The sequence below is a fragment of the Bacillus cereus group sp. MYBK108-1 genome (assembly GCF_051917185.1).
Lineage (GTDB): Bacteria > Bacillota > Bacilli > Bacillales > Bacillaceae_G > Bacillus_A > Bacillus_A cereus.
The window spans coordinates 243,546-265,521 of sequence record NZ_JBQAHZ010000004.1; the positions used below are offsets into that span (position 1 = coordinate 243,546).

Sequence of the window (21,976 nt, forward strand, 5' to 3'; positions counted from 1 at the left end):
GTCATGGTGAATAAAAAGCGACATATGAAAGTGAAGTTATGGAGTGTGAGAACTTTAATCATACTTTTCTTTGCGATTAGTGCGATAACGTTATCACAAGGTATTGTGTATGTACAAGACATAGTAAAAGAGCGTTTTTTCAGTAAGACTAAGACAATATCGGAAAGAAATTATGACTTTACTAGTATAGGTGAAAATTTTGATGATTCCAAAATAGATGAAGATGAATATGAAGAAGTAAAAGATACGGGTATAAGAACGAAAACGGGTAAAAAATTTCAACCTTTCGAAAGAGAAAGTCTATGGAGTGACGTGCTTTCTGTTCTTTCAAATGTATGGATTACTATAGTTTTTTATGTGATAATCGCAATATTAATTATATATGCCATCTGCAAGTATATTAGGAACAAATTGACGAGAACAGAAATAGTACAGGAGAAAGAATCGATCACAAAGCAAACTGCGGTAAGAAGCATAAAGAATGAAAAAGTCATTCATCAGTTAGAACGGCCGTTACCGACAGATAAGATAAGAAAAACGTTAGTTGAATGGGAAAGAACATTACCATTTCATGAACAGAGAAGGTCCTATGAAACGATACAACAATGGTTAAAAAGAATTTGTAGAACAAGGGATATTATCTCGTTATATGAGTCTGTTCGTTATGGTGAAAAGACGTATACGGATTTAGATGTGGAAGAAATAATGAAGTGGGTAGAGGGAGACGGGAAGGTGGATACATAAATATCCACCTTTTCTATTTTTATACAGAAATTTGATTAACATGAATTATTTTCTTATATGAAACCGTCTTCAAATAGGTAAACAAAATTAACTTTATTTACTTATACTTCATTACATGTTAACCTATACTTAATTTTTATAAATTATAATTAATTTTTGATTTTTTAAGGGTGTGAAAATGTAATGAAATCGGTATTAAAAAGCATACTTATTTCCTTTGTTTTTTCAGCAGTAGGTATGTGTTGGTTACTGTACGTATTATTCAAAGGAGACGGAGACTGGTTATTGTCTTGGATAGGTGTATTAATGGCATATTTATCTTTATATACTTTAATAGATTTATATTGTAAAAATACATACGATAAAAAAATAAATAAATGGCTTATAAAAACATCGGTGACTAGTTTTAGTTTTGCTGTATTAGGAATCTCATTTTGTATCATACATGAGCTATTAACACCGTGGAGTCTTAGTTTAATGGTGTGGTATTGGTTGCTAATGTTAGTATTATTTTTAACAACTATAATATCATTAATCAGTTTAGTATTTGTTAATCGTAAAAATCACAATTTCACCGTTGGATATAGAATGCTCATACTTCTAAATATATTTCTTACACTAGGACCAGTATTATGGCCGCTATTACTTTCTATTATTGGAAATGGTATGAATGCTAGTGCGGGCTGGTAAAAAGGAATATAAATTAGTTGTGTAAAGAATAGGATGAAAAGTTGATATAGAATTTTAAATGTTTAAGAGAACATGTTTACATAAAAAATGAAAACATGTTCTCTTTTTATTTGCATGCATAACTCTTCCTCAGTTTACCGTATTTAAATTTAAACGTAAGTATTTCGTAAGGAATGGATAAGAAAAAAGAGAGATTTATCATATAGGATGAAAGTATAGCTTGAATCAATCCGATATTAATGGAGGAGAGAAAGCCTTATGAAAAAATGTAATTCAATTAAGTTAGCAAGTTTTGCAGTTTTATTAGCGGGTACTGTTCTATTCACACCTGGTTTTACTGTGACTGCAGAGTCAGCTCAAAATATTTCTAGTTCGTCACAAGTACATGATCAAAAGAATCGTAATGGCTGGAAACAAGTAATGCAGGAAACAGTACAGCTTGGTGCTGTAGGAATATTAGCTAAGGCGTCTAACAACGGAAAAACTAGTAGTTTTACTGCTGGCGTGGCGGACTTAAGTACAAAGAAACCGGTGAATTCGGATTATCGCTTTCGGATTGGTAGTGTGACGAAGACGTTTACTGCCACGACTGTTCTTCAATTAGTAGGAGAAAATCGCGTACAACTTGACGATCCAATTGAAAAGTGGCTGCCGGGTCTCGTGCAAGGAAATGGGTATGATGGCAATCAAATTACGATACGACAACTTTTGAATCATACGAGTGGTATCGCTGAATACTTAAAGTCAAAAGATGCGGACATAATGAATTCGAAAAAAACGTATTCCGCAGAAGAAATAGTGAAAATAGGCCTTTCTCTGCCTCCAGATTTCTCGCCGGGTAAAGACTGGTTGTATTCAAACACAGGATACGTAATACTAGGAATGCTTATTGAAAAAATAACTGGAAATAGTTATGCGGAAGAAATCGAAAAGCGAATTATTGAACCTTTGGACCTATCCAATACGTTTTTACCAGGAAATTCACCTGTCATCCCAGGAAAGAACCATGCTCGTGGATATGTGAAAATGGAAGGAACAGGCGAGTTGAAAGATATTACGTATTATAATCCGAGTTTAGCTAATGCAGCTGGAGATATGATTTCTAATGCGGATGATTTAAATAAGTTCTTTTCATCTTTACTCGGTGGTAAGTTACTGAAGGAACGCGAGCTAAAAGAAATGCTTACTACAGTTCCTGTAGAAGGAAAAGGGGTTGGTGACGCATACGGTCTTGGAATCTATGAGACTAAACTTCCAAACGGTATTTCAGTTTGGGGGCATGGAGGAGGAATTCCTGGATTTACAACTTTTGCTGGGGGAGTAATTGGAGGCAAACATACATTAGCTATCAGTCTTAACTCAATAGGTGGGGTCGATATTGTTCCGCAGTTAAATAAAATGATGCAAATTGAATTTAATAAATAGATGAAAAGAAAATGAATAGAATTTTGTTATAGTTGTATTTAAAAGAGGTGCTTTTTTAAGTTCGCAACTATGGACAGTAGTTGCATTTATGATATGACATCAAGTGTATTCCAAAGTGAAAATCAATCTTAATGCTTACGACAAAATAAAAAAGGATGTCAGTTACATGACATTCTTTTTATTTTGGATAAAAGAGGTATGTATATAGTTCTGAAAATTGTTATTTTTTAAATTTTTACATATAATGAAGGGTATAGGGGCACCAATAGGGGAGTTATGAATGGAAAATACTTTAGTTAGTTAAATATTACTCGTTTTAATCAAAATAATTATGAGTTGATTTGGAGTTGAATACAATGGGGAAAAATCATTATAAATGGAGTAATAAACAATTACGAGAACATGTTGAAGTACTAGATGGTAAGAGAAGCACACACATATTATTAAAGAATGCAGCATATTTAAATTCTTATATGCGCGAGTGGATGACAGCGAATATTTGGATATATAATGATCGAATTGTATACGTAGGGGAGCAGCTGCCAGAGCAATTAACGGAGTGTGAAGTTGTTGATTGCGAAGGAAAGTATGTCGTACCCGGTTACATAGAACCACATGCACATCCGTATCAGTTGTATAACCCAGAGACGCTAGCGAATCATGCGATGCAGTTTGGGACAACAACTTTTATTAATGATAATTTAACTTTATTTTTCACATTAAAGCGTGAAGAAGCATTTCGTTTATTAGATGAATTCAATAAGATTCCAGCAAGTATGTATTGGTGGTGCCGTTTTGATGGACAGACTGAATTGCAAAACGGAGAATCTTTGTTTAATCGTGAAGAAATAATAGAGTGGCTGCAGCATGAAGCGGTTCTTCAAGGCGGCGAGCTAACAGCATGGCCAAAACTATTACATGGCGATGATGAAATGTTAACTTGGGTGCAGGAAACGAAGCGATTGCAAAAGAAAGTAGAAGGACATTTTCCGGGTGCATCTGAAACGACTTTAGCGAAGTTAAAACTGTTAGGTACAGATTGTGATCATGAAGCGATGACAGGGCAGGAAGTTTTCACTCGTCTTATGCAAGGTTACACTGTTTCCCTAAGAAATTCTTCAATCCGCCCAGATTTAGAAGTTTTACTGAAAGAATTGTTGGAACTAGGCGTAAAGCAGTTTGATAGATTCTTTTTTACAACAGACGGCTCACATCCTTCGTTTTATGAGAATGGAATGACAAACGTTATGATTTCTACCGCGATAAAACAAGGCGTGCCAGTAATAGATGCATACGATATGGCAAGTTATAATATTGCTCGCTATTATAATATGGAACATGTACATGGTTCGATTGCGACAGGTAGAATTGCTAATATCAATATTTTAGAAAGTAAAGAAAACCCAGTACCAATCAGTGTCCTTGCAAAGGGGAAATGGGTGAAGCGTGACGGTGTAAATACACATGAAGCATTACATATAGACTGGAGTAAACATAAAGTAACTCCATTATTATTAGATTGGTCAATAGAAAAAGAGGATATGATTTTCTCTAATAAAACGGGGATACACTTATTAAACAACGTTATTACAAAACCATACACTAGTGAAATTAATATAGACTGTGATGAATTGTCCACAGATCATGATGAATGTTTCTTTATGATGATTGCTCGTGATGGCAGTTGGCAAGTGAATATAGCTGTGAAAGGTTTTGCGAAAGAACTAGGTGGGCTTGCTAGCTCTTATTCTGGTACAGGTGACATCATTCTTATCGGAAAAAGAAAAGAAGATATGCTTACAGCTTTTCGTAGAGTAAAAGAGCTCGGTGGTGGAATGGTCATAGCAGAAAACAATGAAGTGTTACACGAAATAGCATTACCATTGCTCGGGATTATGTCTAATTTAAAAATGAGAGAATTAATACAGGAAGAGAAACAGATGGTGAAATTACTACAAGAGCGTGGCTACGCGCATGATGATCCAGCATTTACAATTTTATTCTTTTCTGCGACGCACTTGCCTTTTATACGAGTAACACCTATAGGATTATATGATGTGAAAAGTAGTAAGGTAGTTGCCCCGCCCGTGAATTTGATAAAGCAATATTAAAAGGAAAGATCCTATAAAAATTTTATAGCATAAGAATATTGTAAGCCTCAAATGATATAGTATCTAAATCATTTGAGGTGATATGTAAATATGAAAAAAATATTTTACATTTTAAGCGTATTTATTCTGTGTGTATCGATACAACACGTTGTACATTCCCAATCAGATGCACCAGAATTATCTTCGGATTGTCTCGAAGAAAGAAAAGTTAGAGATGAAAAGCATGTGAAGAATATAATACAGGACATTAAATCCACATTTAATTTAAATATTGATGAACATAGTTTTTGGGAAGTAAGTAAAAGAGATCTGGAGGCTGCTCATTTGATGTATGGTGGAAAGGAAAATGATTCTTATTATAATTCGCTAACTAAAATTTATGATAGTGGTGGATTTAGCGAACAGCCCAGCTTATTTGTGAGGGCACAAGAAGCATTTTTACTTTATAAAGAAAAAGATAATATCAATGTAATGAAACGCCTAAAACTAGACGTTGAAAAAGGGGAATGGCTCGTTATAAAAACGAAAAAGAAGAAAGGGAAAAAAGTGAAATTCAAGCTGTTGCAATGTGAAAAAGATTATATGAAAAAGAGAAATGAATAACAAAATACTTATTCATACTGTTTTTATTCAACGATATTTTGCTGTTGATGTGAAATAGAAAAAGGTAAACGAACATATTAGCTTTATGGAATATGTTTGTTTACCTTTTTTTGAGAGATTTAATAATTGGGGATTATTTACTGGCTAATGAACTTATAATATTCAATGAATTTGTTCTTCATAAACATTAGATTTTGTGTCAAATGATTTATACATTGCCGAACCACCTATGTATATTTTATTCTACAGTATTTATAAAAGAATGTTGGCTATTCATAAGAAATATGATTGGCACGGTTTTTGCTTGTATTACATGTAAGGAAGGGAGATTGTATGTAAGGAATCTGTACTCGTAATAGTATAAAACAAGCTACTATTGCATTATTAATCATAGTTGTATTTATAGCGGAACTGTAAATACATACAAATAAGTGGGGTTTTTGATTTTAAAATTCTGAATTTTCTTTTAAGTTATTAGGGGGCAATGGGATGGTTAAATATTCGAAAATTTCTAAGTGGATTCTTGGTGTTGGATTAGTGACAATAACATGTAATGGTTTGCAAATTCAAGCAGAGACAAAAGAGCAAAATGTGAAGAACGTATTACAAATGGAGCCGGTAGGAATACAGAAATCTGTTGATGAATTGGCGCACCCTTCAAAAGTACAAGAAAATGCATCTTTTACAAAACGGTTAAAATTAGCGGATTTATCACAGCGTCCACTAGCACCAACCGATAATATTAAACCGTTAGCTGAAGAAAAAAAGTATTCAATGGCTGAGTTAAATCAATTAAATAATAAACAATTAACTGATCTTCTTGTGACAATTAAATGGTATCAAATTCCGGAATTATTTCAGTTTAATAGTGATAGTCTTAAATTCTATCAAGATGATAGCCGAATGCAAGCAATTATTAATAAACTAGCAGAACAAGGACAAGCTTATACGAAAGATGATTCAAAAGGGATTGAAACATTAGTAGAAGCTCTACGTGCAGCATTTTATTTAGGTTTTTACCATGATGAATTAAGCAAACTAAATGAGCGTAGCTACCATGATAAGTGTTTACCAGCTTTAAAAACAATTGCAAAAAATCCAAATTTCAAACTTGGTACATCAGAACAAAATAAAATAATTGCATCATATGGAAAATTAATTGGAAATGCATCAGCAGATGTTGAAACGGTTTTATATGCAGGTGAAATTTTTAAACAATATAACGATAATCTTGCAACTTTCATTGAAGACCGAACAAAAGGAGACGCTATATATGAGTTGATGAAGGGAATTGACTTTGATATTCAGACGGATATGTACACGACTGGAAAAGAGCCAAAAGATACGATGTGGTTTCGGAATATCGATAACTTTATTAATGAAGTAAATCGTTTTGCACTACTTGGTACAGTAACAAATAAAAACGGATGGTTAATTAATAATGGAATTTATTATGCTGGCCGATTGGGCAAGCTTCATAGCACGCCGACAAAAGGACAACAAGTTGTTACAGATGCAATGCGAGTTTACCCATATTTAGGAGAGCAATACTTTGTTGCGGCAGAACAAATTACTACAAATTATGGAGGAATAGATGCGAATGGAAAAACTGTAAATTTAGATCAAATTCGAGAAGAAGGTAAAAAGAAATATTTACCGAAAACGTATACGTTTGATGATGGAGCAATTGTCTTTAAAGCTGGGGATAAAGTTAGCGAAGAGAAAATTAAACGTCTATACTGGGCGGCAAAAGAGGTGCGTTCTCAATTTTATCGTACAGTTGGTAGCGATAAACCACTTGAAAGTGGACATGCTGATGATGTGTTAACGATGGTTATTTATAATAGCCCAGATGAGTATCAATTTAATCGTCAACTGTACGGATATGAAACGAATAATGGTGGGATTTATATTGAAGGGACAGGAACTTTCTTTACATATGAACGTACACCAGAGCAAAGTATTTATAGTCTGGAAGAATTGTTCCGCCATGAATTTACGCACTACTTACAGGGAAGGTACGAAGTTCAGGGATTATGGGGCCAAGGGGAAATGTATCAAAATGAACGTTTAACATGGTTTGAAGAAGGGAATGCAGAGTTCTTTGCAGGTGCAACTCGATTAGATAGTGTAGTACCGCGAAAAAGTATAATTGGCGGGTTATCTAATGATCCTGCAAAACGTTATACAGCATCACAAACATTAAATGCGAAATATGGAACGTGGGATTTTTATAATTATTCGTTTGCGCTGCAATCATATATGTATAATAAGCGCCCAGAAATGTTCGATAAAGTACATGATTTAATTCGCGCAAATGATGTTTCAAGTTACGATGCATACCGTGCTACATTAAGCAAAGATAATAAGTTAAATGAAGAATATCAATCTTATATGCAAATGCTTATTGATAATCGCGATAAGTATACGATCCCACAAGTATCAGATGAATATTTAACTCAACATGATCCAAAATCGCTTTCGGACGTTACTTCAGATATTACGAATGAAGCGAAATTAAAAGATGTGAAAGTAACAAAGAATAAATCACAATTCTTTAATACATTTACACTACAGGGAACATATACAGGAAGTGTGGCTAAAGGAGAAGTTGAGGACTGGAAAGTGATGAATGAAGCAACAAATGATATGTTGAAACGTCTTTCAGGAAAAGAGTGGACTGGATATAAAACATTGACTGCTTATTTTGTAAATTACCGTGTAAATAATGCTGGGCAATTTGAATATGATGTTGTGTTTAGCGGAGTGAATACGGAAGAAGGTACGGCTGTAGAAAAAGAACCAAATAATTCATTTGAAACAGCAAACCCACTATCTTTGAATATTTTGTTAAGAGGAACCTTGAGCGATCAAGATCAGGGGGATAAATTTGTTATTGATGTAAAGGATCAAAAAGATTTACAAATTTCTGTTACGAACGAACAAAATCTTGGACTGAACTGGGTATTATATTCTGAATCAGATTTAAATAATTATGTAGCTTATGCAACAAAACGTGATGGAAACAAATTGCTTGGAAATTATAATGCAAAGCCAGGGAAATATTACTTAAGTGTATATAAGTATGGTGGTGGAACAGGGAATTATACAGTACAAGTAAAATAGTTTACTATAGTTTGTTTTGAAAGGCTACTTATCGCATTTTTTAGCGAAATAAAGTATGTAATGTTAAACATTAAACTAAGCCAACATATCCCTGTTCTAATTATAGAACAGGGATATGTTGGCTTTATATTTTCAAATTAAATAACCCTCATTGGATTTTGACAAGAAAATAATTAATATAGATTTGAATTCTCATTCGTAAAGCATGTTTTAATCTTCTTAATGCTCTTTCATTTTTGTCTCAATGCTTGTTTTCAAATCAGTTGATACTTGATTGAAATACCCCAAAACGATATCCCTAATATCATCGGATATAACTTTCAAATCACTAGCTAAGTTTTCAGCGAGATGTTCTTTTTCTATTGGCTGTAACTTCGTATAAAATTCACCAGCCTGCGTAAAGTCATCCTGTTTCATTATAGAAGTTCTTTCAAGTTTACCTTCAACGTACCTTCCTTCACCGGTTGTAATTTGATTAGCAGGTGTCCAATCTTGCTGCTGGTTAATCGTTAATTTGCGAAATTCTGGACCAATTCTTCTTCTTTGTGAATCACTGTAAATGTTAGCGCGCCCTTGCAGCATTTTATCATCTGATAGTTCTGCACCATCCAGTAAATTAGAAGGAGAGAATGCGACCTTTTCTACTTGTTCCATAAAATTTTCAGGATTTTTATTTAATACCATTTTCCCGACTGGTATGAGAGGATACGTCTGTTCATCCCATACTTTTGTGTCATCTAAAGGATCATAAGAAAGGTGCGCTTCATCTTTCGGATCCATGAGCTGGACGTATAAACCATACTCCACTGGTTTACCATTTTTAATAGCATCATATAAATCTTTCCCGCTATAATCAGGATTTTCAGCAGCTAATTTAATTGCTTCTTTACTAGTAATGTACTGTACACCTTCAAATGGGTACCAATGATACTTTACATACTTTCGATTACCTTCCGCATTTCTCCATACATATGTATTAACACTATGTCCTGGAATGTGGCGAAGACTTTTGGCCGTACCATTATTAGAGTATAAACGGACAACAAAATGAATAGATTCAGGTGCTTTAGCGACAAAACTCCAAAATCTATTAGGGTCTATTAAGTTATTTTTAGGTGAAGGCAATAATGCTTGAATCGTTTCAGGGAAACGCATTGGATCACGGACAGAAAAAACAGGAATGTGATTACATAAAAGGTCAAAAATGCCTTCTTTTGAATAAAATTTTGTGGAAAAACCGCGTACATTTCTAGCAGTATCCGGTGTTCCTTTCGTACTAACAGCTAACGAAAATCGAACCATAACAGGAACTTTCTCATTAGAATTTTGTAAAAAACTTAATTTAGTATGTTCAGACATCGAATATATCGTTTGAAAATAACCGAACGCACCAAATCCTTTTACATGAACAGGTCTTTCTAAAATTTTTTCATGAATAAATTGTTGTAATGACTCATGCAGTACACTATCTTGCTCTAGTACAGGTCCACGTGAACCAACTGTTTGAGAGTGAAATTTAGCTGGTTCAGTAAGTTCTCGATGTTTATTAAAGTCTTCTTCTAATAATTCTTTCCTATGTTTATCATATTTTTCATTCATCGATATAGCCTCCAAATTTTTTCGTCGATTGTTACTAAATATGATTTTATAGTCTCGATTATGTATGACATACAAAGTTCAAAGCAGTAACATACCGCTAGATGAAAAAAACACATATGTAGTGGACCTGTTGAAATAGAAGAAATTATGGAAAAATGAATATCGGGAAGAGAAAGCACACGTTTTAATAAAAAATGTGGAAGAAAACCACTATTAAAATTTCAATCTTAAAACTTAATTTATAAACGATTATATAGAGAATAAACGTTAAAAAAGGAAAAATAACTAGGAGGAATTTAACATGTCGGATTGGTTTCAATTAGATAAAGAATATATGATGTCTACATATTGTCGGACAGAGGTTGCAATGGAAAGAGGAGAAGGATGTAAACTATATGATGTAGATGGTAAAGAGTATTTAGATTTATTTTCTGGCGTAGGAGTAAATGTACTAGGATACAATCATCCTAAAATTGTACAAACGACAATGGAGCAAGTTGTGAAATCGTTGCATTTACCGTTTCATTTCTTAAACCCAGTTGCAATTGAGTATGCAAAGAAATTAGTAGAGTGTACTTTAAAAAGCGGAAAAGTCTTTTTTACAAACTCTGGTACGGAAGCGACAGAAACGACATTAAAATTAATTGATAAATATAGATCTATTGCGAATGAAGAGCGTGACGGAGTAGTTGTGTTAAAAGATAGTTTTCACGGGAGGACGTTAGGGGCACTACATTTTACGAGACAAGAAAAGGTATATCAAAATTTCCCTAAAACATCTATTCCTGTATACGAAGTAGAGCGTGAGAATATAGACCAATTAGAGGAGACCATTATTAAAGAAAAACCAATTGCGATTATGCTAGAGCCTGTTTTAGGAAGTGGGGGAATTTATCCTTTATCAAGTAAATATTTGCATGGTGTTCAAAATTTATGTGAAAAATATAATGTACTTCTTGTCGTTGATGAAGTTCAAAGTGGTATGGGTCGAACGGGAAAACTATTTGCTTATCAAAATTTTAATATCACACCGGACATTATTCAAATTGGTAAAGGAGCAGGAGGCGGGATACCGCTAGGAGGAATTATTGTAGGTGAAAAGTTATGTGATGTATTTTCACCAGGAGATCACGGGACAACGTTTGCTCATTCATCAATGGGAACAGCTTTAGGTTTAACGGTATTAAATACATTACTTGATGATGGGTTAATGCAAGAAGCTTATGAAACGTCACTATATTTGAATGACAAACTGCAAGACATTCAGAAAGAAAATTCTTATTATATACAGGAAGTGCGTCATGCTGGCATGATGTTTGGAATTAGTCTGAATGATACGAATGAAAATGTGAAGAAATTACAGGTTGAGCTAATGAATAAAGGAATGTTAGTCGATGTAACACAAGGGAATATTATTCGATTACTTCCGCCGTATATTATTACGAAAGAGGAAATTGACGCATTTATGAATCAGTTTATTATTTGTTTAGATAAAGTTGCTGCTGTAGTAAGTGCTTAAAAATTAAAGCTATATTTTATATAAAGTGGACTCTAATTGTTGGGGATAGTTTACAATTTGGGTGCATTTTTTATAGTTGAATTTTGTAAAATACAGTCGTTTGTATATGATAACGGAAAAATAGAAGGAATTTCGTTATATTTGAGTGGTGAAGAAAAGGGAAAGTAAGTATAAAGATAGTAGATAAAGCGGGTGGTTTAAATAACTAATGATAGAACGTTTTGAAAATAATAGCATACGAATATATAAATAATAAGAATGAGGTGATATATTGGAAAATAATGATATTCAATTTACTTCTTTACAAATGAGAACGGATAAATATGGTTGGGCTAGTATTCAATATACAAATAAAAAGCAGGCTATCTTATATACTCAAAATAGAGGAGTAGAATGGGATGTTGTCAATCCTCTTAATTCAATTGTATTATTTGGGTATCCAATAAACGCTCGAAGCTCTTGGGCATATGGTTTAACAAAAAAGAATGACGATTTATTGCCAGCTATATTTTATACAGTTAATAGAGGAGAAAGGTGGAGTGAGTTTATTTTACCGGTTGAAGAAGATTGGGAGAAATCGACTGATGTTCAAGTGCAATTGCATGCTACGAATATGGATAGTATATGGATTGTATTATCTAGAAAGCTTGCATCAAATAAATTTGAACATAATTTATACTATTTGAAAACGAAAGGGAAAGTTTGGAAAGTAATAAAAAATATAAGTATTAGTGATAGTATTTCAGGGATAACATTTATAAACGATCTAATTGGGTTTATTTCATTACAAAAACATTATGAAACATCAACGGTATTTAAAACAATAAATGGTGGGGAAAGTTGGCATCCTATAAAAGATATTCCAAGTATTGAAGAAATTAACAATGGGACTGCTATGGCTTATAAAGCAATCTATAAAAATAACTTATTAGTAATACCAACTAAAAAGAATGATGATGTATTTTTAATGAATTACTCATTTGATAATGGGAATTCGTGGCATATTTCAAATAAAACAATAAATACTAGTAAAGTGGCTGTTTCGTTTTTTAGTTCCTATTATGGCTGGGTTATAAATAGTGAAAATGGAAGTGTGTATCAAATAATAAAAAAAGGAGCAAAATGGATTAAAGTATCAAGTAATCCATTGTTAAAAAATGTATTTTGTTTGCATTTTTTTAATCGGCGTAAAGGTTGGGCGTGTAATAAAAAAGAAATATTTACTACAAAAGATCGCGGTATAACATGGAAAAAGGTAGTATATAAAATTAATAATATTGATAAATTTATTTAAAAAAGTCCTAAAGAAATTAGGACTTTTTTTGTTTTTTATGGTGAGAGTTATAACAAACAATGATAAGAGAAAGGAGGTAAGTGCAGAACTTATATTTTTAAAAATAGACGTTTGTTTTCACACAGTATAATTCACTTTTGAATATGTTAATAAAGTAGCAAATTCATAGGAAATGGTAATACTTAATATTTTATGTCACATGATGTGTAAAGGGGGCGTGTAATGAAATCGTTAACGGTTATTATTTTGTACAGTGAAAGAGAGCAAATATTAGAAGAGTCAATTCAATCTATATGGAAGCTAAATCCTCTTGAAATTATAATTTTAGTTCCTAACGATAGAAGTAATTTGTATGAAATAGCAAAGAAACATAAATGTCATATTGTTTTTATGGACAAATATAATAAGCATTATGATGGATATGGAGCTTGTATAAAGGCAGCAAAAGGAGAAGTTTTATTATTTTTAGATGGCAATTTTTCATTATCCACAAATGAAATGCAGAGATTTATTGAGCCAATTGTTACAAATCAAGCCGATGTAGTTTTAAATAAAATAGATAAATTGATAGAAATAGGTAAATGTCCAAATATGGATATTGTATGGAGAAAAATGTTAAATGAAATTTTAAGTCGACCAGATTTAAAAAGCAATTCAATACTTTCGTTACCATATGCGCTTACGAAGGAAGTAGTGGAAAATATCGGCTTTAATTATATGGAAGATATCGTTCTATCTCATATGAAGATTGTGAATCAAGGGTGGCGGATTAACGATCAATATGCAATCAATACGTTATCTAAAGATGAGACTATAGAGGAAGGAGGATATTTAATAAAAAAAGAGTTATCCAAAAATGAAAAAGAGAAAGTAGAAAGATATTTACGCGGTATAGCTAAATGGATAGAGAAAAAAGGAAGAAGAGTAGGGTTTACTGATGCAGGAAAAAGAAGAGATATTGTTCAAAAACTAGGTGAATGTAAGCGATACCCTTCCTATCATCAAGGGTGGGGAATGCATTCTTCAATTTATGATGGGAAGCAACTTTCTGTCATTATACCAGTACAAAATGAAGAAGAGACTATAGAACAAGTAATACTTGAGGCGAGAAAAATAGAACCACTAGAAATCATCGTCGTTGTAAATGGTTCGACAGATCAAACGGCTAATATTGCTAAAAGACTTGGTGTTACTATTATTGAATATAACGAACGACTTGGTCATAATGTTGGACGTGCTATTGGAGCGCTTGAAGCTACAGGAGATATTCTTTTATTTATTGATGGTGATTTTAGTGTTTCAGGAAGTAATTTGCATCATTTTACAAAAGCAGTTTCAGCTGGTGTAGACATAGCATTAAATGATTTGAATCCGATGTTACACCCTCCGTTTTATGTTGTAGACGTCGTAAAATATATGCTTAATTTAGCATATAATCGTCCAGAATTAAGCAATGGCTCATTAGTAGCAATTCCACATGCTATGAGTAGATCATGTTTAGATGCAATAGGCTGGGAAAGCTTACTATGCCCTAGTCTTGCACAAGTAAAAGCAATATTACAAGGGTATAGAGTAGAATGTGTACATTACGTTGATGTTGTAAAACCGAATAGAATTCGTTTAATGGAGAATGTAAGTCACAATGGGCATCCTCCGGCAGTATTAAGAATAATTGGTGATCACGTTGAAGCTCTCTCTTACTTGATAGAACAACTCGAAATGGATGGAAAGGGTGATTAAACTGTTAGACCAGTATAAAATAATTAACATTTCATATGAACAATTATGGCAAATGGATTTTCAAATTACAGAACCATTTATACTCAAGGTTGATTGGGATAAAGTAACGTATGAATTTTTAATTCGTATTAAGCCCGATGCTTCTAACACTATTGTTTTTGGATCCGGAGCAGGTGGGTTTCAAGAACAGCCAATTGGTCCACCTATTTTTCATCGACATTCTTGGATGGATGAATTTGAAGATACTGTTATATATTATAATGACCCTACGTTATATCTTGGAAAATTATCTTTAGGTTGGGGACAGGGAGAGTTAAATAGATTTTATTTACAAGATATAGCAAATATTTTAGAAATAGTATTTGTAAAGTTAAAAGTTGATTCGAAAAATGTGTTGTTTTATGGCAGTTCTGGGGGAGGATTTATGTCTTTAATTTTAGCTGGATTCGTTAAGGGCTCCACAGCTTTCATTAATAATCCTCAAACAAATTTATTAAAATGGATACCTGTACCAATAAATCTAGTTTTCGATTTGTCTTATCCAAATTTATCAAGAGAAGAAGTTGAAGAGAAATTTGGCGAAAGAATTAATGTTGTGAAATTTTTTAATCACATTAAATATGTACCGAATATTTATTTTTTGCAAAATTTCGCGTGTGAATTTGATGTGCAAAATCATTTGCTACCATTTATTTCCGAATTAGAGCAACTTGATAAAGACACGGAAGTAAATCAAATTATAATTGACTTATATTTTGATAAAAAAGCAGGGCATGCAGCTGTAGGGAAGAGTGAAACAATTGAATATATAAAAAAAGTAAAACCTAATCAGACTGTAAAAGAAGAACAAAAAGAAGTGGACCTATCAGTCGTTATAGTTTTAGGAGAAGAAAAATCAAAATTGAATCAAATTTTAAATAAAGTGCAGCATATAAAACCACTAGAAATTATTATTGTAGCTGATGATAGAATGAGTGCGATACAATCTATACCAACATTTGTTGAAAGTAACGTTGTTGTGATTGAGGAGAAAAGTAAATGGAAAGCACCAGTTCATGGGGCAAAAGTCGCCAATGGTGATGTAGTCTTATTTTTAAATGGAGAAGATGTTATTTTTTCGGTAGAATTAGAACGATTTATAGAACCGCTACTAAAAAAGGAACAGGATGTAATTTTAAATAATATAGACTCGGTTTGTTTTGAAAAGATGAGAGTAGAATGGCCAAGCATTGCTATGGTGTATAGAAAAATAGTAAACGATGTATTGGGGCGTATGGATTTAAAATATGATTCGATGTTATCTATGCCATATGCTATTACTAAAAAAGCAATTGAAGACATTGGATATGATCTCTTGCAGAACCCTATTCTGTCCCAAGTAACTCTTATTGAGAAAGGGTGGCGACTACAATCCTCGTCAGCCATCACTAACACCTCCTTGAATAATATGCCTGCAAACAAAACCTCTTTCTATAAAAATGGATTAACTAAATTAGAAGTATATGAGATTAAAGAAAATATAAAAGCTTTGGAGAGTTGGTTACAACGAAAAGATGATAGAGGTAATTATACAGATGGAGGAAGAAAAAGAGAAATTATAGAGCAGTTAAAAAACCAAAAGAATTATTCACGTTTCCATAAAGGATGGGGAATGAATTCCTCTATTTATAATGGAAAACAGTTATCAATTATTATACCAGCACAAAATGAAGAATCAACGATTAAAGAAGTTATTCTTGAGGCAAGAAAAATTGAACCGAAAGAAATAATTGTTGTCATTAATGGGTCAACAGATCAAACAGAAGCAATTGCTAAGCAATCAGGGGCAACAGTAATTGTTTATGAAGAAAGATTAGGGCATGATGTAGGACGGGCAATTGGTGCACAAGAAGCGACAGGAGATATACTTCTCTTTATTGATGCTGATTTTGCTATTCCAGCAAAAGATCTTCATCCGTTAACGCAAGCTGTTGCGGATGGTGTTGATATGGTTTTAAATGATTTAAATTTAAATCTTAGATTTCCTCTATATATTGTAAGTTTATATAAATATATGTTGAATATTGCTTGTAACCGTAAAGATTTAGGGGTAGGATCTACAATTGCTGTTCCCCATGCTATTAGTAGAAAATGTTTAGAGGGAATTGGCTGGGACACTCTTCACACAGCGTGTGTTGCACAAGTAAAGGCAATATTAGAAGGGTATAAAGTCGAATGTGTCCATTTTGTAGATGTAATGAAACCAAATCGTATTCGGCCACAAGAGCATTTTGCGACGATAGGACATCCACCAGCTGTATTGAGAATTACTGGGGATCATTTAGAAGGACTTTCATATTTATTGAAGAATAAGGATTTTAAAGATTTATTTTAAAAGGTAAATTTGTCTATTGAATGAGTAACTTAAACATTTCATTTATGCAACTTGACGATATTTAGTATTGCAATGAAACTAAAATCAAAAATTTTTATTATTTTTAGCTCAGGTACAAGTGAAGAGCATGTTTCACTGACTGATAGTAAATGAACAAGTAACTAAAAGGTAAAGGCTTCTTTATATATATGAAGAAGCTTTTATCTTTTTTATTTTAAGTATGGAAGATAAAGAGTAAATAAAGTTGTAACGGTATTTTTATTTTTGGATAAATTGATATTAGATATAAGAAAGGAGGGAATATCTTGTCTTGCATCAATAAAAGTTGTTTTCATATTTCTTTAGAAACTAAAGTCAATCCAAATGGTGGGGCAGAAATATTCGTAAGGTGCAATGATGAATGTTTATCTAATTTTAATGTAATACCGTTTATTGCATGTGTTTCTATTTCAGTAAAGGATGATTTGAGTTTTTTAGTTGATTTAGATAGTTTAATAAAACGTTAATTTTCTATGCAGTTAATAATAAAATAACATCTAATTTATAAGACTTAGTAAGAGAGTCGTGTCCAAATTTAATTAACTGCATATATTGTTAAAAGAAAGGAGGGAGAGTTATGGCATGTACTACGAATAATGTTTGTTTAGATGTGTGTCTTAAAATTACAATTACCCCTGGTAGTGGAATTGATGCAGTAGTCGATTGTGGAGGCACATGTGGGACAAGTCCTACTATTGTAATTAGTCCTAGTGGATCAATTGTTATTACTTTACCATTAGTTGCATGTTTCTCAATTGCACTAAAAGATGATTTAAGTGTTGACTCTTCATTAACAAGCCTCTATTTTCAAACTTCTTAAGAAAGATACAGAAATGAAAAGCCTGCCTGCTACTTTTCTTTTGATCTAATGTAAAAATAAAAAAGATGGTTACAACCATCTTTTTTTATTTTGCTATATATTTAAAATGAATTCATATATTATTTGGTGGTAAGAATATACAATTAAAAGTATTCAGTGTTTCTTTTTTGTTCAATGAGGTAAGAAATTGCTTCTATATGATCACCAATGATTTGTTGCGTTGCTAATGAAAGGTAGCCTTCCTGCGAGAAGTGTTTTTCTGGTCGAACTCGATTTATCTTGTCAACGTCGATAGAATGAACATTTTGTACATGCAATCCTGCTAAAATTGTTTTAACTTGACTTAAGGTTGGTGAAAGAAGAGAATCAAACCCAATTGTATCAATGCATTTTCGACTAAAAGCATGAGGGACAGCAGTTGTGGAGCCCATACCTAAATCTTTTCGATTACATGCTAAATTAACAACATGCTTACATGCAGTTACGATAGTATAAGGAACACGATACATGTAGTAGTGCTCTAATTTATTTAAAGCTAAATCGGTTCCATTTTGAACAGATTGTACAAATGGTAATAAATCAGAACTAGGAATTAAGAAATCACCATCAATAAATAATAATATATCACCTTTTGCAAAATATGCACCAACGGCACGTCCGGTATCAATGCCGAGTGCTTCTTTGTAAGTAATAACTGTTGCACCGCAATTCTTCGCCAATTCCTCTGTTTTATCTGTTGATCCATTAACAATAATGATGATTTCTAAAGGTTTTAATTTCTGCACCTCAAAAATGATAGATTCTATCGTTTTTTCTTCATTTTGAACAGGGATAATGATGGATAATTGTTTATTTCCATAAGTATTTGAATAAAACTTTTTACCTGTAATTATTTTAGGTATAGCTCTTTGTTCGCCGTTTTGAAGTTCTAAAATAATATCTCGCCTTCGATTATTATCAGTATAGTTTCCTCTTGAATTTTGTGATATATTTACCCAATTTTCAATTGCTTCTAGGTGATAACGAATGAGTTGTTTTGAGGGGAAGGAGGGAATTTGCGGTATAGAAATTTTAAAATGATTGCTAATGCGAAATTTATTTTTAATAATTTTCATTTGTGCCAGTATCGGATTTAATAAACTTTCTGGAGTAATTGCTTCAAGAGTTTCTTTTGTTATTGCATAGGGAGGAAATAATAATGAGTTAACATGTAAATCTGGACGATGAAAAAAATGATTCGTAACTTGCTGCCAAATCATTTCTATAGTGGGCTTTTGCTTTTGATAAAAAAAATCATCTAAATTGTTTAATACTACGTCAGCTGATTCGTCTAGTAATGGTTGAAGAAATGGTATAAGTAAGGAAGGGTGAATAATGTAATTTGCATCTAAAAATAAGAGGTACTTACCCTTTGCTTTTTTGGCACCAATTACATAACAATTATTTAATTCTGTCGGTTCTTCTAATGTGATAATTTTACAATTGTAAGATTGTGCAGTATCAATGGAATCATCGATACATCCGTTAATAGTAAGGATGATTTCTAAAGGCTGTAGTTGTTCACAGGCTTTCAAAATTTCAGGTAAAACTCTTATGTTATGCTGTATACGAATAATAATAGAAATCGGATTTTTACACATAAGTAGTCTCCTTTTTAATCAGAGGTAGTTATTAATAAGGTTAGATAAAATAGGAGATATATATTTTATTATATACGTAACGACTATTTAGTTTTATCAGATTTAAAATTTTCATTACTTGAATTCGAACCTTTATTTATTCCAGAAGCGAGTAAATTATTGAGAACGCTAAGGTCTAATTGCATAGGGATTGAGTTTTCGGATGGAGTTTTCTCATTTTCTTTTTTGGTAGTTAATATAGTCTTTATATTTTTTATTTCTTTATATTGCTTTAAGGTAATGAAAAATCCAGAAATAATTAAGAGAAAAGAAACAGTAGCAAGTAAAAGTATTATTTCCAACATAAAATAGCCTCCTTTAAATCTATAATAATACTATAGTTGAATGTAATAAGACAAAATTCGAGCTAATGAGTTCACTTTTTAAATATATGCAAATCTTTAGTAAAAGTTACTGATTTCCAGGTTAAAGGAAGCAATTATAGAAACGTTATAAATATAAATAAATTAAAGTTTCATTTGTAGTGTAAAGGTATGTATTATATAAGCTAAACGTCATTTTATAACAAGTTAAACAGGGTTTAATTTTATATAAAAAGAGCATTTAATTGGACAAATAATTAATTATGTGAAATAATAATAACAGATAAGGAGACGTTGCTTTTCCTTAAGTGCTTCGAATTAATTTTATTCAATAAGAGAAGGTGTGCTTAAAGAAGTTAAATTAAATAAGGAGCTGTTTTATTATATGCAACAAAATAATGATTTAAATTTTGAACCTCAAGACGTTAATATTGTTAATCCTAAACAAGCCAGGAAAGCAGTAATTGCTACTGGTATAGGGAACGCAATGGAGTGGTTTGACTTCGGATTATACGCGTATTTAGCGGTAATTTTAAGTCAATTATTCTTCTCTGGTGTTGATAATAGTGGATTGCAACTTGTACTTACATTCGGTACATTTGCAGCAGCCTTTCTCGTTCGACCAATCGGAGGTGTATTCTTTGGTAGAATAGGAGATAAGTACGGCCGAAAAATCGTGTTAAGTACTACTATTATTTTAATGGCACTTTCTACATTATTCATCGCATTACTACCAACCTATGAACAAATTGGTGTATGGGCACCAATACTACTTTTAGTTGCCCGAATGATTCAAGGCTTCTCTACAGGCGGCGAATATTCAGGAGCAATGGTTTATATCGCAGAATCTTCTCCAGATAAAAAGCGTGGTATACTCGGTAGTGGTCTTGAAATTGGAACACTCTCAGGTTACATTGCTGCATCGGTAATTGTTACCATTTTGACGTTATTGTTAACAGATGAGCAAATGCTCAGCTGGGGATGGCGTATTCCGTTCTTAATAGCTGCACCAATTGGTTTGGTCGGTTTATACTTACGCCGTCATCTAGATGAATCTCCAATCTTTGAAGAGATGGAAAAAGCACAAGAGGAATCTGAAGACAATGAACAATTTTCATTCATGGATATTATTAAATATCACAAAAAAGACTTCTTATTAAGCACAGTAATTGTCGCCTTCTTTAATATTACAAATTATATGATTCTTTCGTATATTCCTTCTTATCTAACTCAAGTACTTAAAGTCGAAGAAACAACAGGTTTATTAATTATTTCTATTACGATGGCACTTATGATTCCACTAGCACTATATTTCGGTAAATTAAGTGATAAAATTGGTAATAAACGCGTTGTGCAAATTGGTTTACTTGGTTTAACTGTATTTGCAATTCCAGCATTTTTACTAATAGGTAACGGACATATTGCAGCTATATTTGCAGGTATTTTCGTACTAGGTTTCTTCTTAAGTGTATATGAAGGAACATTACCTTCATTATTACCATCACTCTTTTTCACTGATGTACGTTATCGAGCACTTTCGATCTCATTTAATATTTCTGTATCGATATTCGGTGGAACAACACCGCTTGTATGTTCATACTTAGTTCATGCAACTGGTAACCCGCTCGCACCGGCATTTTATTTAGCAGGTGTAAGTATTATTGGATTAGTTGTATTTAGTGTACTATTCGTTACAACTTCAGGGCGTGCGCTAAAAGGTTCATATCCTACAGTAGAAACGAAAAAAGAAGCACACCAAATCGCTAAAGAAGACCCTGAAGAAACACTTTGGTGGCATGAAGAGTCATTAGAAATTGAAGCAGGGAAGAATGCTTCCATTTAAAAAGCAACGTAGAAGTACAAAAAGACTCCTATGAATATAGGAGTCTT

Annotated in this window: 16 protein-coding genes; 13 read left to right on the plus strand and 3 right to left on the minus strand. The window is 32.6% G+C overall.

Annotated features, from left to right (window positions below; translation table 11 throughout):
• The first annotated feature begins 3 nt into the window (after window positions 1-3).
• From ACTFSL_RS09535 to colA, 6 genes are all read left to right on the plus strand, one after another.
• A complete protein-coding gene (locus ACTFSL_RS09535; RefSeq protein WP_000247495.1) occupies window positions 4-744 on the plus strand; it encodes a hypothetical protein in 741 nt (246 codons plus the stop codon).
• 183 nt (window positions 745-927) lie between these two features.
• On the plus strand, window positions 928-1,434 hold the full coding sequence (locus ACTFSL_RS09540) for a DUF3902 family protein (protein WP_000843838.1): 507 nt from the start codon (window positions 928-930) through the stop codon (window positions 1,432-1,434).
• Between the two features lie 258 nt (window positions 1,435-1,692).
• On the plus strand, window positions 1,693-2,859 hold the full coding sequence (locus ACTFSL_RS09545) for a serine hydrolase domain-containing protein (protein ID WP_440041577.1): 1,167 nt from the start codon (window positions 1,693-1,695) through the stop codon (window positions 2,857-2,859).
• Window positions 2,860-3,215: 356 nt separating this feature from the next.
• Window positions 3,216-4,970, plus strand: a complete 1,755-nt coding sequence (locus ACTFSL_RS09550; RefSeq protein ID WP_440041578.1) for an adenine deaminase — start codon at window positions 3,216-3,218, stop codon at window positions 4,968-4,970.
• Window positions 4,971-5,060: 90 nt separating this feature from the next.
• The gene (locus ACTFSL_RS09555) at window positions 5,061-5,573 is read left to right on the plus strand and encodes a hypothetical protein (RefSeq protein ID WP_000719372.1); all 513 of its coding nucleotides are present in this window, start codon (window positions 5,061-5,063) and stop codon (window positions 5,571-5,573) included.
• Between the two features lie 489 nt (window positions 5,574-6,062).
• On the plus strand, window positions 6,063-8,699 hold the full coding sequence (gene colA, locus ACTFSL_RS09560; protein ID WP_440041579.1) for a collagenase ColA: 2,637 nt from the start codon (window positions 6,063-6,065) through the stop codon (window positions 8,697-8,699).
• 219 nt (window positions 8,700-8,918) lie between these two features.
• On the opposite strand, the gene ACTFSL_RS09565 is transcribed toward colA, so the two are convergent.
• Entirely contained in the window at window positions 8,919-10,298 is a 1,380-nt protein-coding gene (locus tag ACTFSL_RS09565) for a catalase (RefSeq protein WP_440041581.1), read from the minus strand.
• 301 nt (window positions 10,299-10,599) lie between these two features.
• Between ACTFSL_RS09565 and ACTFSL_RS09570 the strand changes: the two genes are divergently transcribed.
• From ACTFSL_RS09570 to ACTFSL_RS09595, 6 genes are all read left to right on the plus strand, one after another.
• Window positions 10,600-11,817: an aspartate aminotransferase family protein gene (locus tag ACTFSL_RS09570; protein ID WP_001286474.1), complete on the plus strand. Its 1,218-nt coding sequence runs from the start codon at window positions 10,600-10,602 to the stop codon at window positions 11,815-11,817.
• 271 nt (window positions 11,818-12,088) lie between these two features.
• Window positions 12,089-13,111, plus strand: coding sequence for a hypothetical protein (locus ACTFSL_RS09575; RefSeq protein ID WP_440041582.1), 1,023 nt, complete (start codon window positions 12,089-12,091; stop codon window positions 13,109-13,111).
• A 222-nt stretch (window positions 13,112-13,333) separates the two neighbouring features.
• Window positions 13,334-14,851, plus strand: a complete 1,518-nt coding sequence (locus ACTFSL_RS09580) for a glycosyltransferase family 2 protein (RefSeq protein WP_000839308.1) — start codon at window positions 13,334-13,336, stop codon at window positions 14,849-14,851.
• Between the two features lie 52 nt (window positions 14,852-14,903).
• Window positions 14,904-17,225: a glycosyltransferase gene (locus ACTFSL_RS09585; RefSeq protein WP_440041606.1), complete on the plus strand. Its 2,322-nt coding sequence runs from the start codon at window positions 14,904-14,906 to the stop codon at window positions 17,223-17,225.
• 305 nt (window positions 17,226-17,530) lie between these two features.
• Window positions 17,531-17,731, plus strand: a complete 201-nt coding sequence (locus tag ACTFSL_RS09590) for a hypothetical protein (RefSeq protein ID WP_001277646.1) — start codon at window positions 17,531-17,533, stop codon at window positions 17,729-17,731.
• A gap of 110 nt (window positions 17,732-17,841) precedes the next feature.
• Window positions 17,842-18,084: a hypothetical protein gene (locus ACTFSL_RS09595; protein WP_000752474.1), complete on the plus strand. Its 243-nt coding sequence runs from the start codon at window positions 17,842-17,844 to the stop codon at window positions 18,082-18,084.
• Between the two features lie 143 nt (window positions 18,085-18,227).
• Here ACTFSL_RS09595 and ACTFSL_RS09600 read toward each other — a convergent pair whose 3' ends face one another.
• Together ACTFSL_RS09600 and ACTFSL_RS09605 are read right to left on the minus strand one after the other, a co-directional pair.
• Window positions 18,228-19,724: a glycosyltransferase family 2 protein gene (locus tag ACTFSL_RS09600; RefSeq protein ID WP_440041584.1), complete on the minus strand. Its 1,497-nt coding sequence runs from the start codon at window positions 19,722-19,724 to the stop codon at window positions 18,228-18,230.
• Window positions 19,725-19,807: 83 nt separating this feature from the next.
• Entirely contained in the window at window positions 19,808-20,068 is a 261-nt protein-coding gene (locus tag ACTFSL_RS09605; RefSeq protein ID WP_063536685.1) for a hypothetical protein, read from the minus strand.
• Between the two features lie 403 nt (window positions 20,069-20,471).
• Here ACTFSL_RS09605 and ACTFSL_RS09610 point away from each other — a divergent pair, with 403 nt between their 5' ends.
• The gene (locus ACTFSL_RS09610; protein ID WP_001186926.1) at window positions 20,472-21,929 is read left to right on the plus strand and encodes an MFS transporter; all 1,458 of its coding nucleotides are present in this window, start codon (window positions 20,472-20,474) and stop codon (window positions 21,927-21,929) included.
• Window positions 21,930-21,976: the final 47 nt, after the last annotated feature.

What these genes read in the sequence shown, in the direction of transcription:
- ACTFSL_RS09535 (WP_000247495.1), top strand. Translation starts at nt 4, where the DNA reads ATGGTGAATAAAAAGCGACATATGAAAGTGAAGTTATGGAGTGTGAGA.
- ACTFSL_RS09540 (WP_000843838.1), top strand. Translation starts at nt 928, where the DNA reads ATGAAATCGGTATTAAAAAGCATACTTATTTCCTTTGTTTTTTCAGCA.
- ACTFSL_RS09545 (WP_440041577.1), top strand. Translation starts at nt 1,693, where the DNA reads ATGAAAAAATGTAATTCAATTAAGTTAGCAAGTTTTGCAGTTTTATTA.
- ACTFSL_RS09550 (WP_440041578.1), top strand. Translation starts at nt 3,216, where the DNA reads ATGGGGAAAAATCATTATAAATGGAGTAATAAACAATTACGAGAACAT.
- ACTFSL_RS09555 (WP_000719372.1), top strand. Translation starts at nt 5,061, where the DNA reads ATGAAAAAAATATTTTACATTTTAAGCGTATTTATTCTGTGTGTATCG.
- colA (WP_440041579.1), top strand. Translation starts at nt 6,063, where the DNA reads ATGGTTAAATATTCGAAAATTTCTAAGTGGATTCTTGGTGTTGGATTA.
- ACTFSL_RS09565 (WP_440041581.1), bottom strand. Translation starts at nt 10,298, where the DNA reads ATGAATGAAAAATATGATAAACATAGGAAAGAATTATTAGAAGAAGAC.
- ACTFSL_RS09570 (WP_001286474.1), top strand. Translation starts at nt 10,600, where the DNA reads ATGTCGGATTGGTTTCAATTAGATAAAGAATATATGATGTCTACATAT.
- ACTFSL_RS09580 (WP_000839308.1), top strand. Translation starts at nt 13,334, where the DNA reads ATGAAATCGTTAACGGTTATTATTTTGTACAGTGAAAGAGAGCAAATA.
- ACTFSL_RS09585 (WP_440041606.1), top strand. Translation starts at nt 14,904, where the DNA reads ATGGATTTTCAAATTACAGAACCATTTATACTCAAGGTTGATTGGGAT.
- ACTFSL_RS09595 (WP_000752474.1), top strand. Translation starts at nt 17,842, where the DNA reads ATGGCATGTACTACGAATAATGTTTGTTTAGATGTGTGTCTTAAAATT.
- ACTFSL_RS09600 (WP_440041584.1), bottom strand. Translation starts at nt 19,724, where the DNA reads ATGTGTAAAAATCCGATTTCTATTATTATTCGTATACAGCATAACATA.
- ACTFSL_RS09605 (WP_063536685.1), bottom strand. Translation starts at nt 20,068, where the DNA reads ATGTTGGAAATAATACTTTTACTTGCTACTGTTTCTTTTCTCTTAATT.
- ACTFSL_RS09610 (WP_001186926.1), top strand. Translation starts at nt 20,472, where the DNA reads ATGCAACAAAATAATGATTTAAATTTTGAACCTCAAGACGTTAATATT.